The following is a 16,770-nucleotide window of genomic DNA, read 5'->3' on the forward strand; positions in this document are numbered from 1 at the left end:
GCGATAAGGTTGCGCTAAAATTACAACTTTTTTATTTGACATTTAAAATCCACTGATTTTAAACCAAATAGAATATCCATTTTTTAAAAATGAAAAAATTCAAGCAACCATTTTAAAGTTTCATCATCATGAGATTGTAAAAGCTTTTAAAGAGGCATACCCGGGATTTTGTCTCTGCAATTTATTAAATCAGAAAAATCAGTATTACTGATAAAAATTAAAAACAAATGAAGAATTTAAAAAGCATAGGGGCATTGCTAATTTTAGCAGTAAGTATTATCGCATGTGACAGTAATGTTGACAACACGCCAAATTTACAAGCCATTGGTGATGTATATGTAAGAGTGAAGAAAAGTGGTGATGACACAGTGTATGCGCCAGTATTTTATACCTATTCAAATTTCGCAATGAGCAAAGTTGACATGGAAGGGCCAACCGATAGTAATATTGAGAAAAGCCTAAGCAAATACAATAATAAAATGGCTTTTAGAGCAATTCCTGCTGAAAATGATTTTACAACGGATGATATAGAGAATGGAATTTATCAGTTTGACATTACCGCTGAAGATCTTGCAACCTATACCGTTAGCGATAAACTATTGGAAGCTAGACTTGATCCTGTAAAAATAACAAAATTTAACTATGACGAAACGGCACACTCTTTCGAGATTGAATGGGATGATGTAGATGATAGAGACGTTTATGTAGTAAAAATTCACAGCGAAATGGATGGAGAAATCATTTATATTTCGGACAGAATGCTTACTTCAAGTCACACAATTGTTACTGGAACAAATAATTGGAGCGACTTTAATACCGAAGATGGAGCAACATATATTGTTGGAGTTTATGCCTATAAGTTCGAACTTCCTACCGCAACATCTGGTTACGATATCAATTGTGAATCGGTTGAGTACCGTGAAATTGAATGGTAATCAAAGATGTTTCTTAAATGATTAAAAATTCAAGCATTATCAATGCTGAAAACTAACTTTCTAGCTAATCGCTACAGAACAATTTTCAACGAAAAAACTCGCTCTTCTTTCGAAGAGCGAGTTTAATCGCTAATAATTGAACTAGATGTTCTGCTTTATGGAAATTAATGCAAAGGTTTAATCAAGCATTGCTGATTAAAAACCAATACCTAAAATTAGGTTCGCAGTTTCTGCTTGTGGGTTAATAGCAACTTTAGCCCAAGCATTTAAAGAAAAACTATCTGTAATTTTAATCTCTCTTGTGGCTGTAGCACCAATATTTACAAAACCAAAACTCTCACCATAAACCTGGTCCTCGAAAGCATTTAAGCCTGCAAATAGAGAAATCTTTTCTCCACCAATTGTTACTGGGTATCCAAACTCAACGTAAGTTGAATAGTTTTGGTCACCATTCTCATCTAAATCACGACCGTAAAGCATAGTACTTACCGAAAGACTTAATGGAAATTTCTCAGTGAAATAGAAATTAAAACTTGCATCAATCAAGTGATTCGTTGTAGCTCTGTCTAAATCAAGATAGTTGTAATCATCAATAGAAGCTCTATCGCGGTTTGCAAATAAATCCCAAACTGCAATGTTAAAATGATCATTGAACTTGTATCCTACATGAAAATCGAACTCTGAATATGTATTATCAAATGCATATCCACCCCAAGCACCAAAAGTAAAGTTGTTGTTGGTATAAGCAAGATCCATTTCGAAATTGGCAGTGTTACTTACCATGATACCTCTCCAGTAATGACGAGTAGTTACCGATGGACTAACTGTTACTTTTCCTTGTGCATTTACGTTCATGTTCGACGCAAATAATATTATAAGAGTAAATAATACCGATAGTTTTAAAACTGATTTTTTCATTAGATTAATATTTTATGGGCTGTAGAGATCCAGAAAGTCTCGATTTCAAGACCTCCACAGGGTTTAAAAATGTAGTAGTAAATTAGTTGTAGATTATAGGCTCATGAATAAGAATGCTGCTACTGCTGCTCCTACGATTGGTGCAATAACCGGAACCAAAGAATATCCCCAGTCGCTACCACCTTTGTTGTTCATAGGAAGAATAGCATGCATGATTCTAGGACCAAGATCTCTTGCAGGATTAATTGCATAACCAGTAGTTCCACCTAATGAAAGTCCGATAGCAACTACCAATAAAGCAACAGGTAAAGCACCTAAAGTACCCAATCCAATCTTAGCTCCCTCAACACCTGCAGCTTCAAAAGAAGGACCTGCTAAATAGAAGATCACAAACATCAATACAAATGTTCCGATAATTTCACTGACAGCATTGCTTCCAAAATTACGGATAGCAGGACCAGTAGAGAAACAAGCTAATTTAGCTCCGCCATCTTCAGTTGAGTTAAAGTGATCGCGATACATTAACCATACAAGGAATGCTCCGAATGCTGCACCTGCCATTTGTGCTACGATAAAAAGACCTACTTTTGACCAAGCAAACATACCTGCAACGGCCAATCCTACAGTTACAGCTGGGTTGATATGTGCTCCTGATATTGGACCTGCAACAGCTACTGCAGTAAATACTGCTAATCCCCATCCCATTGTGATTACAATCCAACCACTGTTATTTCCTTTCGTATTATTTAATACAACGTTTGCAACTACTCCGTTACCTAAAAGGATTAGTAACATTGTTCCGATAAATTCTGCTATAAATTCACTCATGATTAATATGGTATTTAGTAATTGTTAATAAAAGAATGCCGGATCTCTACCTTGCGCTGTTCCTCCTTCTCACTTCCGGCATTGGTTTAAAAATATTTAACCTGAGATCAATTCTATCAACCAACCTCAGGCTGTTAGATGTTGAAAATTAAGCTTCTGTATCCCAATCTTTCGAACGACCAAGGGCTTTATCCCAACCTTTAATCAAGTTCTCAGATTTATCCTTAGGCATTTCTGGCTCAAACTTACGATCCATAGCCCATTGGCTTTTAATTTCGTCAACACTATCCCAATATCCAACTGCTAAACCTGCCAAATAAGCAGCACCAAGTGCAGTAGTTTCAAGAGTTTTCGGACGGTAAACTGGTGCATCTAATACATCCGACTGGAATTGCATTAATAGGTTGTTAATTGCAGCACCACCGTCAACACGTAATTCGTTAATTTCGATTCCAGCATCAGCCTCCATAGCTTTCAATACATCTCTGGTTTGGAAAGCGATACCTTCTAATGCAGCTCTTGCTATGTGAGCAGAAGTAGATCCTCTTGTTAAACCAACAATTGTACCTCTAGCATATTGATCCCAGTGAGGAGCTCCTAAACCTGTAAGTGCAGGAACAAGGAATACACCACCGTTATCTTCTACCGAACCAGCCAATTCTTCTACTTCAGGAGATGATTTGATAATTCCTAAACCATCACGTAACCACTGTACGATAGCTCCTCCCATGAAAATACTTCCTTCCAAACAGTAAGTAGTTTCACCATTTATTTGCCATCCGATGGTAGTTAACAAGTTGTTGTTTGATTTTACTGGAGTTGTTCCGGTATTACATAGCATGAAACATCCTGTTCCATAAGTATTCTTCACCGAACCTGGTTTGATACACATTTGACCGAAAGTAGCAGCTTGCTGGTCACCTGCAATACCTGCGATAGGTACTTCATGAGCAAAAAGAGTAGTTACTGTGTGTCCGTATACTTCTGAAGAAGATTTAACTTCTGGAAGAATGCTAGCAGGAATGTCAAGAAGTTCCAACATATCCTTATCCCACTCTAAAGTTTTGATGTTGTAAAGTAAAGTTCTACTTGCATTGGTAACATCAGTTACATGCACTTTACCCTGAGTCAATTTCCAGATTAACCAGCTATCGATAGTACCAAATGCTAATTTTCCAGCTTCTGCTTTTTCACGAGCACCTTCAACATTATCAAGAATCCACTTTACTTTAGTTCCTGAGAAGTAAGAGTCGATAATCAAACCTGTCTTATCCTGAATCATATCAGCATGTCCTTGTGCCTTTAACTCATCACAGTATTTAGATGTACGACGATCTTGCCAAACGATTGCGTTATAAATTGGCTCACTGGTTTCGCGGTCCCAAACAACGGTTGTCTCTCTCTGGTTTGTGATACCAATCCCTGCAATACTTTTACCATTAGCTCCAGCTTGTGTAATAGCCTCAGCTGCTACACCTGCTTGTGTAGACCAAATCTCGTTTGCATCATGCTCTACCCAGCCTGGCTGAGGAAAAATTTGGGTAAATTCCTTCTGCGCCACGCTCACCATCTCGCCTTTCTTATTGAAAACGATTGCTCTCGAACTTGTAGTTCCTTGGTCTAAAGCTAAAATAAACTTGTCTTCCATAATTCAATTAATTTGGGTTATTGTGTTATAAAAATTAGTTCTTTTCCGAGTTCTCAATTCCAACAACTTACAAAACGTAAACGATTGCAATTGATTCATAAAAATTTTTAATCCTTCGGATTAAAACATCAAGTCATTAACACTCAACTTGATTAGAGGTTTAGGGTTGTGATGAAACCATCACTTTTAATGAAATGTAGGACTATGAAAGCAAGGCAATATCGTGCCAAAACTAACAAATTGATTAATAATATTGTAACAATTAATAAAATCAGTAGTTATAAATAACAGACTAAGAACTACCTTTAATAAAACCCTTGCTCAATATGTCCTACATTTTTTCATTTCAATATGTACTGGGCTGCCAAATCATTAAATTTCTTTACCTGATCATCTTCCCATTGTTTATCGTATCCAAGCTCCTTTGCCATTAATTCAGCCACTTTTGGAGCCATTCTTACACTTTCTCTTGCATCAAGAAGTAAAGCTCTTGTTCTACGCGATAAAAAATCTTCTACAGTTCTGGCCATTTCGTTTCTAACTGCCCAAACAACCTGCGCATTCAATACTTTAAGTTCTCCACTCAAATATTCATTTAAGCCATCTTCTTGCTTAGCCAAATCCAAAATCTTTTCTTCATCCGATCCATAGAAATACATCGGATTGCTTAAATCTGGATTTTCCTTATATCCGTGAATTTGTAAATTTCTTGTTACTGATTTTTTCTGTTCCAGACCAGCTGTTTTAGCAACTGTATTCATTACATCTTCAGCCATTTGACGATAAGTTGTCCATTTTCCACCTGTTAAAGTCACCATACCAGATTCGGACACAACAATCTTATGTCCTCTTGAAATCTCTTTGGTTTTCGCCCCATCTTGTGTTGGAGCTGCCAAAGGCCTCAAGCCAGCAAATACACTTTTTACATCTGATCTTTTAGGTGGTTTTTCCAGGAATCTGCCCGCAGTTTCCAATATAAAATCAACTTCCTCTTCCAACGCCTTCGGTTCTAATTCTGCTTTATCTTTGTGTACATCAGTAGTACCAACAACTACTTTGTTGTGCCATGGTACTGCAAATAATACACGGCCATCACTTGTTTTTGGAATCATTACAGCATAATCACTTGGAACAAACTCCTTATCTAATACTAAGTGAACACCTTGACTCACCCTTACGATATCTTTCGCATTAGGTTCGTCCATTTTGATAATTTTATCAACAAAAACTCCTGTCGCATTTAAGATAGCCTTTCCTTCTATGGTATAAGACTCATTATTTTCCAAGTCTGTAGCCTTCACCGCGGTGATTTTACCGTTATTTTTAACAACCCCAGTAACTTTCATATAGTTGATAGCCACTCCTCCATTCTCTACGAATGTTTGACACATGTTTATTGCCAATCGGGAATCATCAAACTGTCCATCATGATATACTACACCACCGCTAAGCTTTTCACTTTTTAGAGTTGGTATGTGCTTAAGCGTTCTTTTCTTTGAAAATGGTAATGATCTTCCATAACCTAACTTACCAGCCATTAAATCATAAAGAGTTAATCCTAAAGTGTAGTATGGAGTTCCCCACCAATTATAATTAGGAATAATGAAGGATTGATCTTTCACCAAGTGAGGAGCATTCTTCTTTAATAAACCTCTCTCACGTAGAGCCTCAAGAACCAATGAAATATTTCCTTGAGCAAGATATCTTACGCCACCATGAACCAATTTTGTACTTCTGCTTGAAGTACCTTTTGCGAAATCATCTTGTTCAAGAAGAAGGGTTTTGTAACCACGTGTCGAAGACTCAATGGCTGCGCCCAAACCCGATGCTCCACCACCAACAATGATAACATCCCATTTCTGTTTTGAACTCTTAACCTCTCTAAGCATCTTATCTCTATCCATGACTGCACAACCTATTGATTCTTCTACAATTCCTTTTCCCAATATTCCCAGATACTTCCTTTCGCTTCTTCTTCATCCTGAGTTGCCAACTCTTTTTGTCCTGACAAAATGTCTAAGAAAAAAGAATAAAGGCGATTCCCCATTTGCATATCAAATCTTACATCTTCCATAGTAGTATTAAAATATAAATCTGAATACACAGTACATTGTCTTACTATGTACCTTTATCAAAAAAAACGGAAGTATTCTTCCTATTCTATTAACAAGTTTAAAAAATATTCTCTTATTCAAACTTGACACTTACAAAGCTAAATAAAATACTTAGCATTGCAAGGTGCTTTGCAAAGAAATAGTCTGTTTTAATTTAGTCTAAAATATCGAAACCTCATACAAATACTATATTTACTGACAAAATAGAGTTTTGGTATTTTTAAACGACTTAAGAAAAAAAATAAAAAAAGAGACCTATTTCACTTAGAAATGGTCTCTTTTCCTTAAAAAAATCAATTTAAACAGGTCTGATATTCCCTAAAAATTAAATTTTATTCAGAAAAACTTGCTTAGAAGCAAGCAAGCTTTTCCTATATAAAAGTAATCTCTTAAAAATTAACTTGAATTCTTCCTTTAAGAACTCCGATATTTTTATCTAATGGGTGTTTTTGATTATCAACATCCATATAGTCATAGTTCAAGCGGAACATTACATTAGAACTTAAGTAGTAATTTACAGCCAAGCTATAAGTATCAGCTTTTCCACCTTGAATACTCATGTTTCCTGCTCCACCTAAAGCAGCATTTAAATCTGCAGGACCATAAGCTCCGTTAAAATAAGTACCATCGATATCATTCAAATCTGTATGGTCGTAACGTACAAGGAATTCAAAAGCTCCAGCTTTAGGTCTTTTAATGTATGCAGTTGATGAATTATACTTATAGTTATCTCCCAATAAGAATCCAGCCTGTACATAGTAAGCTTTAGTTTCGATATCACGAAGCTCACCATACCAATCAGGATAATCCTGAGGTTTTACTGGCCATGCATAAGTAACGTAATACAAAGGACCATCTTTCATTAATTTTGACACATAATCATCATCACGAGTTACTTTTGCTTGCGTATATTCAGCTTGTAACATAAAAGGGCCTTTTAATGCCAAAGTTTGGAAGTTAAATCTCATATCAGACTGTGCTCCATTCATTGTAGCATTTAAAAACTTGTGTTCAGGACCAGCTGCAAATTCAACTACACGATTGTAATCATCATCGTTAAAACTTTCATTAAAACCATTTGCTTCAGGTTTTCTATAAGTAAAAGATCCACCTACCTGGAATACAAAATCTTCGTTTTGAATTGGAGTATAAGCAACTTTAGAAGTCGTAGAAAATCCTTGATCACCTTTATTGTTGTTATCAACTGTACCTGCAAAAATACCAGTTGAACCATAGAATTTCTGAGTATAATAAGTATACCCTAAACCTACTCCACGACCAATACCCATTGCTTGAGTTGTATTAGATGCACCAATAAATCTAAGGTTTTTACTAGACTCTGCAGCTTCAATTCCAAATGGCTCAAAGAAATTACCAACTGTAAACGTACTGTTCTTTTTGTGGTGATATCTTAAGAATGCATCTTTAATTTTCACTTCATCATTACCAAAACCAACATTAATTTTAGCACTCCATTTTCCCCATCTCACACTAGTTCCAAAACGAATATCATCAATTGATACATCAGAACTTAAATCAGTAACATCATCAAAATAGTGAACACCATCCATGTAAATTCTACCATTAATGCTTACTTGGTATTCTTTATCCGCAGAAGTTAATTTAATTCCTCCATTCGGATTATCTACTGAGATTTTATTTTCCTGAGCATTTGCCCCTGAAGCTAATACTCCCGTTAATAAGGCAGCTATATATAATTTTTTAAACATATTACTTTTGCTTAATAATTTGTAAATAGAAATTGATTAGTATCCTAAAGCGTCTAATACTTCTTGAGCAGTACCCACTACTTCACGCTTCTGGTAATTCATAGAAAGATCTGTAAGATTTGTAAATCCACCATCGATAAACATATTTGAATTTACATCGTAATTAAAGTTTCCTTGTACAGTTCTATTTGGATCTTCAAAACGTGATACTCCACCGTAGAAGTAATCTCCATTATACTTTCTTAACTGATCTTCAGTGTCGAATGAGTATGCATGAACAAGCATTCCTGCTCTGTGATACATTTCACACATCCATGGCTCAGTAAGGTCTGGATATTTATTAGGCTTACCTTCGATTGAAGGACCCGCAATATGACAATTGTATTCTACTGAGAAATTGATGAATTCAGCTAAAGACTCTATTGTATTAGATGGTCTTACATATGATGCGCTTTCATCTTCCCATAGCAACATACATTTTGGCACTCCTGGTAATTCTCTTTCAAGATTAACGATTGATTGTCTTGAGAAAGACTGTAAAATGAATCGTCCATTTGTATTCGCTACATCAACTTTCCCTGGCGTTGTTGGAATTGCTTTTGGAGAAGCAGTTACATTCCATCCTTCAGCAGTTAAGAATTTTGCCAAGTCAGCTTCCATTCCTGAGAATAGGTAAGGCTCTTTGGTTTCTGCATAAACACCTGGACGGTTACCATTGTCTTGTGGATCAACTTCGAATTCGTAATATCCTGCCCATTCTCCAGCTTCAGTAAGTCTGGTCATATCTTTTACAGGCTCACCATTTACATCTCTTTTGATTCTGTATCCTTCTGCAATTTTCATCACTTCTTCAAGAGTAGAAATTTTCTCTCCTACAAATGACTCTCTTGCATTTTCAGGTACATCAACATTAAACCAAGCACCTGCATCAAGCTTTCTCAACTCAGCCAAAGTAAAGTAACTTACTGGGTAATCTTCTTTCCCTGGGAAAATACTCTCAATATTTGATGTTCTTCTTAAGTTATTATCATGAAGAGCTAACAATACACCATCTTTTGTTCTTTGTAAGTCAATTTCAAGATAATCTGCACCCATATTTCTTGCCCAACGGAAAGCCGCTTCAGTTTCTTCCGGAGCCCAGAAAGTTGACCCTCTATGTGCAATCACGATATCTTTCTTAACGTAATCTCTTACCACCTTAGCTTCGGCACTTAATTCTTTAAGTGGATAAGTTTTGTAGTAGTTAAATTCATTGTAATCTGGTGTATCATCTTCACACCCTGCTAAGCCTATAGAACATAAGGCCATCGCACCTAATAATAGGTTCTTAAGATTAAATTTTTCCATATTATTTAAATTTTGAAGGTTAATTTCTATTTATGATTAAATCTTTACTTCCGAATTTTAATGATGAATTCCGTTGTGCCCTCTAATTTCCTGTATCCACGAAATAGCAATAAAAAGAATAGATAACACACAAGCTCCAAGAAGAACCATAAATCCACCTGTCCAACTCCATTTGTCAACAACCGCACCCATTGCAATATTTGCAAAAAGAGCACCTCCCATATAACCAAACAAGCCAGTTAAACCAGCAGCTGTACCAGCAGCTTTTTTAGGAACCAAATCAAGAGCATGAACACCAATAAGCATTACCGGACCATAGATTAAGAAACCGATACATACTAATGCTATTGAATTTGCTACAATAGAGTCACTTGTCCAGTACATGAATACTGAGATAGTTACAAGTACCATATAAATAATACTTACAGGAGCACGTTTCCCCTTAAATACACTATCACTTAAATACCCACACAAAAGAGTTCCAGGTATTCCTGCCCATTCGTAGGCAAAATACGCCCAACCAGTTTCTTCAATAGAAAATCCTTTAGCCTCTTCAAGGTATAATGGAGCCCAATCTAAAACACCGTAGCGTACCAGATAAACGAAAGCATTGGCTATTGCAATCATCCATAAAAGTCTGTTCTTAAGAATATATTCAAGAAAAATTTGCTTTGCAGACATTTCTTCTTCAAACTTTTCTGAATATGAATCAGGATAATCGTCTTTATATTTTTCGATGTTTGGTAAACCACATGATTGTGGTGTATCTCTTATTAATAACCAAGCAATAAATGCAACAAGCAATGCTACCAAGCCAGGGAAATACAATTTAGCCTGCCAGTCAACAAAAATTGCTACACCTAAAATTGCCAAAGGACCGATAATACCTCCACCAACATTATGAGCTACATTCCAAACAGACATTTTTGTTCCACGCTCTCGAATAGAAAACCAATGCACCATTACACGGCCACAAGGAGGCCATCCCATTCCCTGAAACCATCCGTTCAATAATAAAAGAACAAACATGATGGCTATCGACGATGTTGCAACTGGCAGAATACCCATAGCAATCATTGTAATTGCTGACAGCACCAAACCAAGAGTTAAGAAGCGACGAGCATTACTTCTGTCCGAAACATTACCCATTATGAACTTACTCAATCCATATGCAATAGATACTCCAGATAATGCAAATCCTAACTCAGTTTTAGAATATCCCAAATTCACCAAATCAGGCATTGCTAATGAGAATACCTTTCTAACAAGGTAATAACCTGCATAACCCAAGAATATCCCTAAAAACACTTGCAATCGCAATCGTTTGTAAACTGGGTCAATTTTGTTCTCAGGCAGCATCTCTTTATGAGCCGCTGGCTTTAAAAATCCAATCATTTTAAAATAAATTTATGGTTATTGTAATTTTGAATATTTACATGAACTATAATTACAATTCACACTCCCAGAAATCCCAAATACTTTTATAAACAACATCTTCTTGTTTTATCATTACAACTTTATTCGAGTCAATTATTTTCGAAAAAAATGTATACAAACGATTCTCTAGCTGCTTATCAATTTTGGTATCCATCATAGTGGTATTGAAATATAAATCCTAATACAAAGCACATTGTTTAACTATGTATATGGAGTAAAAAAAAATGTTCACACTAACCCTTCATATTAACTCAATGTTATTCGTATGTTAATTTAACGTTAAGCGAACACGACAAAACTAAATAAAATACTTAGCAATACAATGTGCATAGTTAAAAAAGATACTATTTATAACTATTCCAAAATACCTATACTTACCAAACACTTATCTAATAAGAAGATATGAATCTTCATGAAATTAAAAAGGGTTATTTCATAAATGAAATAACCCTTTTTAATTTATAATAATACTTTCTTATTCATCTGCATCTATCCAATTTTGAGATCTGCTAACTGCTTTCTCCCAATATTTTTTATGATGTTTCACTATTTCTTCATCCATCTTTACTTCGTATTCTTTGTCTAGTTTCCAGTGATCCTGGATCTCTTCTACACTATTCCAAAATCCTACACCCAAACCAGCCAAGTAAGCAGCTCCAACAGCTGTAATTTCCTTAATTTCTGGTCGTACAATTGGTATACCTAAAAAGTCGGCTTGATATTGAAGCAAGGTATCATTCGCCATTAATCCACCACCTCGTAATTGCTCCACTTTTATACCTGAATCGGCTTCCATGGTTTTCAATACATCTGATGATCTATGGGCAATACATTCTAAAGAAGCACGTGCAATATGTCCAATGCTTGTACCCATATTTAATCCCCAAAAAGTACCTCTTGCATATTGATCCCAATAAGGTGCACCCAATCCTGTAAAAGAAGGAACAATATAAACTCCTCCATTATCCTTTTCGGTTAGTGCAAGTGATTCAATCTCTTCAATGGAATGAATTAGATTTAAACTATCACGCAACCATTGTACAACAGCTCCTCCAATAAAAACACTTCCTTCCAATGCATAGGTAGGCTTATCACCTATTCCCCAAGCAATGGTTGTAATCAAATCATTTTTTGATTCTACAGGCTCATCGCCAGTGTTCATCAACATGAAACAACCTGTATTGTAGGTATTTTTCACCATTCCTTTCTCGAAACACGCTTGTCCAAAAAGAGCAGCTTGTTGATCACCACAAATCCCAGAAATTGGAATTTCCTCACCAAACATTGACCTTCTGGTATGTCCGTATATCTCACTGGAAGAACAAACTTTTGGAAGAATTGATTCCGGAATATCAAGCAATTCTAGCAATTCTTTATCCCAACACAATTCATGTATATTATAAAGCATGGTACGGCTTGCATTCGATACATCCGTGATATGAAGTTCACCTTTAGTTAATTTCCAAATTAACCAACTGTCCACTGTTCCAAAAGCTAATTTTCCTCTTTCTGCTTTTTCTCTTGCCCCTTCAATATTATTTAGCAACCATTGTATTTTAGTCGCAGAAAAAAAGGCATCTAAAATCAGTCCTGTCTTTTCCTTAATCTTTTGTGAGTATCCTTGCTCTTTTAACTTATCACAAAGGTGTGATGTTCTTCTATCCTGCCAAACTATTGCATTGTTAATTGGTTCTCCTGTTTCTTTATCCCAAATAATCGTGGTTTCCCTTTGATTGGTGATCCCAATTCCTGCAATATCTTTTCCTGTCAGTCCCGTTTTTGTCAATACCTCCTCAGCCACTGATGCCTGCGAATACCAAATTTCCTTAGCATCTTGCTCAATCCATCCTGGCTTTGGATAATATTGCTCATATTCCTTCTGAACTTGCGCAACTATCTCGCCTTTCTTATTAAATAAAATTGCTTTCGAAATTGACGTCCCTTGATCTAAGGATAAAATATAATCTCTCATTCCTCTGGTAATTAATTGCATTTTACAGTTTTACGCATTCTCCTTTATCCTTGTAATAGATAGATTTAAGGAATCCACATACTCTCGCATAATTTCCAAGTGCGAAGCACCTTCATCGGTAAGTTTGTAGTATTTTCTTGGAATACCAGTATCCATTTCAGCCCACTCCGAAGTAACCAACTTTTCTTTTTTAAGTCGATTCAAAAGTGGATAAATTGTACCTTCCGCAATTTCAAGGGAAGTAAATTGATTCATTTCACTAATTAATTCGTAACCATAACATGGCTTCGATCTTAGCAATAGGAGGATAATGTATTCCAATAGTCCCTTTTTAAATTGAGACTTCCATTTTGTTATAAAGTATTCGTTGATTTCGTGATTCATGGTGTAACAAACATATAAAAAAATACATAGTTTTACAAGATATCTTGCAAGAGTATAGTCTTAAGATGTACAATGAATTTAAAAAATATATGCTAACTACTTAATAGATACCTCCACTCTAAATTTTGGCTTTTTTTGTTGATCGGAAAGATTTCTTAAGTCTGCAGTTTTCACAATAAAGTTATCCTGTGGTACTTGTAAACTATCCAATAGGTAATTTTTTATTTCTTTATTTCGTGTATCAATCAACGAATCAAGCATTTGATTAGCCTTTACATTTCCAACCTTCTGAAGACAAAGCTCTATTATACTTTTAGACATTCCAGTACTATCCTTCACAAGGTAGTTTTTAAACTCTGGAGACTGACTTGCCCAACTTTCCAATTTCTTAGTTTTCAAATTTGGTACTTCCTCTAGTTTTGATTTAAAATAGTCATTTACACAATCGTCAAGAATTAAATAATTCTTTTCTTGGTTAATATCTGTTTCCTGAGTAAACGAGAAGACCAATTCATTTTTCTTCTTTAAAATCTCTGAAATATCTCTTAAAGTTGATTTTTCTTTATCACCAAGTGAAACGCTCGAATAATTCAATTGAATTGTTTCAATATTTTCTGGATTTGTACCAGTTATGTTTCCAAGAATACCAAATGGCTTTGCTGCGGTTTTCACCAAGAAATTCATTAGAGTTTTCCAGATAATCTTACCCAGTTTAAAATCTGGTTCTTTTGGGTTACCCGATACTGGCAAATCAAATTGAATAATATCATTCTGATCCTTTAACAGATACAAAGCCAATCTCACTGGTGCTTTTATAGTGTTCGGATCATTTGTTTTTTTACCAAAATCAAATTCTGAAATTTTTATATTATTTTGATTATTCAAATGATCTGGCTTCATATCAATTTCACAATCATAGTTTAAGGCACCTTGGGTAATCGGTCTTGCAATATAAAACTCTGTATATGGAGAAAAGCTCATCAATTCCAACCCTGTAAGTTTTGTTCTCAAATTAAAATCGTAAACTTCTTGCATATTGAAATTCATGTTTCCTGTTAGACTTCCTCCTCCATTTAAGTTCATCGAATAGTTTAAAGGCACATTACCTGCTGTTTCTGTAATTTTACCAAGATTCAGAGCAATATCTTTAATATCGTAAACAAAATCGCGATTTAAAGTTTTATCAGAAAATTGTAACAAACCACCTTTAACAATTATACTATCAACAGCATAAAATAAGGCCTGATCCTGTATTAAAGAATCTTGCTCAACCTCTGATAATTCGGTCGTATCAACAGCCATCACAGGTTCGAATATTCTCTCAAAATTGGTATTCTCTTTAAACAATGTGGCATAAATTTCAGGATCTTGCATCACAATTTTTCCTATTTCGAAATGAGATGTACCTATATTTAAAGAATCGAGATTTACACTTGTAGATTTTGCTGCAAGAAATCGTTTTCCTTCCAAATCATTTAATGAAAAGTTTTGCAAACTGGTATTTCCTTTAATAAATACATCCATAAAATCGGTCATACTTCCATTGATCTTTAGAGATGTATTCATATTCCCCTCCATGCTTGAGATCTTCATATAATCCTTGGCATAAGCCATAAAAGGTTTAATATTAATATCAGCTACCTTTAGGTCAATCATATACCTTTCCTTGGCGTGATCAACATTTGCATTAATACCAACATTACCTTCTCCACCAATGGAAAAATCCACTCCCATTTCGGATTTTTGATTGTCCCAAGCAATTAATGGTAAATCCAGATTAATATTTTTTAAATCAAGTAAATTATCTTTCTGCTTATCGAAGTATGCGATATAGCCATTTTTTATCTCAATATCGTAAATTGAAAATTTAGTGGTTTTGTCCTCTTGATTCTCCTGAATTGAGTCAGATGTTTCTTCCTCACTCACCAATAAATCATCAAAATTGAATCCAACACTATCCTGAATAACAGATACATTTAATCCATCCAAATAAATTTGCGAAACCGAATATTCTCCTTTAATCAATTTCCATGGAGAGACATTAACATACAATTCATTGAATGACACAAATTGATCTGTATCATTACTTTCATACAAACGTAAACCATTCACCCGAACAGAAACTTTGGCGTAATTAAAATGTAATTCTGCAATCTCTAGCTTTCTTCCAATAAGCTCTTCGGAATGATTAACTAGATAGTTTTTTACTATTGTTGAGAGGAAAAAGAATAACAATGTAAGCACTGTCAATACTGACAATAATATGATCTTCTTTCTGGATAATCTTTTCATCTATTTATATTTTTCTTTCATTTGTCAGATGGCACCGATAACTATCTGGATTACCATGCTTAAATAATTCCCGAAATAAGTTCGGCACAAGCTATTCTCATTTTTGAGTCAATAATTATTCAATCATGGACGTTTCATACTCCTTATTTAATTTGATATATCAAAACTAACAATTAGTTTATGATTTATTAAGCTTCCTTCAAATTTTCAATAAAAAAAGGAGGCTCTCGCCTCCTCCTCATTTTTAACCCTAAGTTATTAATGATTATAAACATGTATATCTCTTTGTGGGAAAGGAATTCCAATATTGTTCTTATCAAATTCCTTCTTAACCGTTTCTTGCATGTAAAAGAATACTTCCCAGTAATCAGCTGCATTCACCCAAGCTCTTACCGTAAAATTCACCGAGCTATCGGCCAACTCCGAAACTGCAATAAAATGTGCAGGATCTTTTAGCACCTTTGGATGATTGGTTAATAATCCTTCCAAAACTCCTTTTGCTTTGTCAATATCATCAGAATAACCAATTCCAAAAGTCATATCAACTCTTCGAGTAGGTTGAGTTGAATAATTAATCATTGATCCAGTAGACAAGCCGCCATTAGGAATAATAATGGTTTTATTATCTAGTGAAAGTAAAATTGTGTTGAAAAGCTGAATTTCCTTAACTACTCCAAGATAGCCCTGAGCCTCTAACAAGTCTCCAACCTTAAAAGGTTTGAAGATTAAAATCATAACTCCTCCAGCAAAATTTTGAAGTGTTCCCGATAAAGCCATACCAACTGCCAAACCTGCCGCACCTAATATTGCAATAAAGGATGTCATTTGTACACCAATCATTCCTATAACAGCAATGAAAAGCATAATCTTCAGCAAAATAGAAAGCATACTAACAATGAATGGTTTTAAAGTAGGATCCAATTCATTCTTATCCATCAATTTTGCAATTCCTTTGGTTATCATCTTGACAATCCACAAACCGATTATCAACGTAAGAATAGCCAATAATAATTTTGGCGCATACTCTAAAGCCATTGTCCACAACTGGTCCGATTTCTCAAACATCTTATTCAAATCCATAATTAATAGGTTTTTATAAATAATCTCTCAATAGTTAGTTAAACTGTATCATTTAAGCATAAAAAAAATTCCTTCTGGAATTTTA

At 34.9% G+C, this 16,770-nt stretch carries 13 protein-coding genes; 1 reads left to right on the top strand and 12 read right to left on the bottom strand.

All coding sequences use genetic code 11. The annotated features are described in order from the left end of the window. The first annotated feature begins 227 nt into the window (after positions 1-227). Positions 228-935, top strand: coding sequence for a hypothetical protein (locus tag DF185_RS10105; protein WP_110360635.1), 708 nt, complete (start codon positions 228-230; stop codon positions 933-935). A 195-nt stretch (positions 936-1,130) separates the two neighbouring features. Here DF185_RS10105 and DF185_RS10110 read toward each other — a convergent pair whose 3' ends face one another. The 12 genes from DF185_RS10110 to DF185_RS10160 form a co-directional block, all read right to left on the bottom strand. Then, a complete protein-coding gene (locus tag DF185_RS10110; protein ID WP_133250015.1) occupies positions 1,131-1,853 on the bottom strand; it encodes a TorF family putative porin in 723 nt (240 codons plus the stop codon). A gap of 93 nt (positions 1,854-1,946) precedes the next feature. Then, positions 1,947-2,681, bottom strand: coding sequence for an MIP/aquaporin family protein (locus DF185_RS10115; RefSeq protein ID WP_110360637.1), 735 nt, complete (start codon positions 2,679-2,681; stop codon positions 1,947-1,949). A gap of 148 nt (positions 2,682-2,829) precedes the next feature. Then, positions 2,830-4,329, bottom strand: a complete 1,500-nt coding sequence (gene glpK, locus DF185_RS10120; protein ID WP_110360638.1) for a glycerol kinase GlpK — start codon at positions 4,327-4,329, stop codon at positions 2,830-2,832. Positions 4,330-4,670: 341 nt separating this feature from the next. Continuing rightward, positions 4,671-6,233, bottom strand: coding sequence for a glycerol-3-phosphate dehydrogenase/oxidase (locus tag DF185_RS10125; protein WP_110360639.1), 1,563 nt, complete (start codon positions 6,231-6,233; stop codon positions 4,671-4,673). Between the two features lie 23 nt (positions 6,234-6,256). Next, complete coding sequence (locus tag DF185_RS23580; protein ID WP_165836001.1) at positions 6,257-6,433, bottom strand: hypothetical protein; 177 nt, start codon at positions 6,431-6,433, stop codon at positions 6,257-6,259. A 399-nt stretch (positions 6,434-6,832) separates the two neighbouring features. Beyond that, positions 6,833-8,173, bottom strand: a complete 1,341-nt coding sequence (locus tag DF185_RS10130) for an OprO/OprP family phosphate-selective porin (protein WP_110360640.1) — start codon at positions 8,171-8,173, stop codon at positions 6,833-6,835. A gap of 36 nt (positions 8,174-8,209) precedes the next feature. Continuing rightward, positions 8,210-9,520: a glycerophosphodiester phosphodiesterase family protein gene (locus tag DF185_RS10135; protein ID WP_119754622.1), complete on the bottom strand. Its 1,311-nt coding sequence runs from the start codon at positions 9,518-9,520 to the stop codon at positions 8,210-8,212. Positions 9,521-9,577: 57 nt separating this feature from the next. Further along, positions 9,578-10,915: a glycerol-3-phosphate transporter gene (gene glpT / locus DF185_RS10140; protein WP_110360641.1), complete on the bottom strand. Its 1,338-nt coding sequence runs from the start codon at positions 10,913-10,915 to the stop codon at positions 9,578-9,580. A gap of 517 nt (positions 10,916-11,432) precedes the next feature. Further along, positions 11,433-12,929 carry a glycerol kinase GlpK gene (gene glpK / locus DF185_RS10145; RefSeq protein ID WP_110360944.1) on the bottom strand — a complete coding sequence of 499 codons (1,497 nt, stop codon included), beginning with the start codon at positions 12,927-12,929 and terminating at the stop codon, positions 11,433-11,435. Between the two features lie 30 nt (positions 12,930-12,959). Continuing rightward, a complete protein-coding gene (locus tag DF185_RS10150) occupies positions 12,960-13,313 on the bottom strand; it encodes a PadR family transcriptional regulator (RefSeq protein ID WP_207784624.1) in 354 nt (117 codons plus the stop codon). Between the two features lie 96 nt (positions 13,314-13,409). Next, positions 13,410-15,605 carry a DUF748 domain-containing protein gene (locus DF185_RS10155; protein WP_110360642.1) on the bottom strand — a complete coding sequence of 732 codons (2,196 nt, stop codon included), beginning with the start codon at positions 15,603-15,605 and terminating at the stop codon, positions 13,410-13,412. A gap of 258 nt (positions 15,606-15,863) precedes the next feature. Further along, the gene (locus DF185_RS10160; RefSeq protein WP_110360643.1) at positions 15,864-16,685 is read right to left on the bottom strand and encodes a mechanosensitive ion channel family protein; all 822 of its coding nucleotides are present in this window, start codon (positions 16,683-16,685) and stop codon (positions 15,864-15,866) included. Between the last annotated feature and the right edge of the window lie 85 nt (positions 16,686-16,770).

It is taken from the genome of Marinifilum breve, assembly GCF_003202155.1.
Classification (GTDB): Bacteria; Bacteroidota; Bacteroidia; order Bacteroidales; family Marinifilaceae; genus Marinifilum; species Marinifilum breve.

Excerpts from the sequence above, each read along its gene's own strand:
- DF185_RS10105 (WP_110360635.1), top strand. The coding sequence starts at position 228 with ATGAAGAATTTAAAAAGCATAGGGGCATTGCTAATTTTAGCAGTAAGT.
- DF185_RS10160 (WP_110360643.1), bottom strand. The coding sequence starts at position 16,685 with ATGGATTTGAATAAGATGTTTGAGAAATCGGACCAGTTGTGGACAATG.
- glpK (WP_110360638.1), bottom strand. The coding sequence starts at position 4,329 with ATGGAAGACAAGTTTATTTTAGCTTTAGACCAAGGAACTACAAGTTCG.
- DF185_RS10115 (WP_110360637.1), bottom strand. The coding sequence starts at position 2,681 with ATGAGTGAATTTATAGCAGAATTTATCGGAACAATGTTACTAATCCTT.
- glpK (WP_110360944.1), bottom strand. The coding sequence starts at position 12,929 with ATGAGAGATTATATTTTATCCTTAGATCAAGGGACGTCAATTTCGAAA.
- DF185_RS10155 (WP_110360642.1), bottom strand. The coding sequence starts at position 15,605 with ATGAAAAGATTATCCAGAAAGAAGATCATATTATTGTCAGTATTGACA.
- glpT (WP_110360641.1), bottom strand. The coding sequence starts at position 10,915 with ATGATTGGATTTTTAAAGCCAGCGGCTCATAAAGAGATGCTGCCTGAG.
- DF185_RS10135 (WP_119754622.1), bottom strand. The coding sequence starts at position 9,520 with ATGGAAAAATTTAATCTTAAGAACCTATTATTAGGTGCGATGGCCTTA.
- DF185_RS10110 (WP_133250015.1), bottom strand. The coding sequence starts at position 1,853 with ATGAAAAAATCAGTTTTAAAACTATCGGTATTATTTACTCTTATAATA.
- DF185_RS10125 (WP_110360639.1), bottom strand. The coding sequence starts at position 6,233 with ATGGATAGAGATAAGATGCTTAGAGAGGTTAAGAGTTCAAAACAGAAA.
- DF185_RS10130 (WP_110360640.1), bottom strand. The coding sequence starts at position 8,173 with ATGTTTAAAAAATTATATATAGCTGCCTTATTAACGGGAGTATTAGCT.
- DF185_RS10150 (WP_207784624.1), bottom strand. The coding sequence starts at position 13,313 with ATGAATCACGAAATCAACGAATACTTTATAACAAAATGGAAGTCTCAA.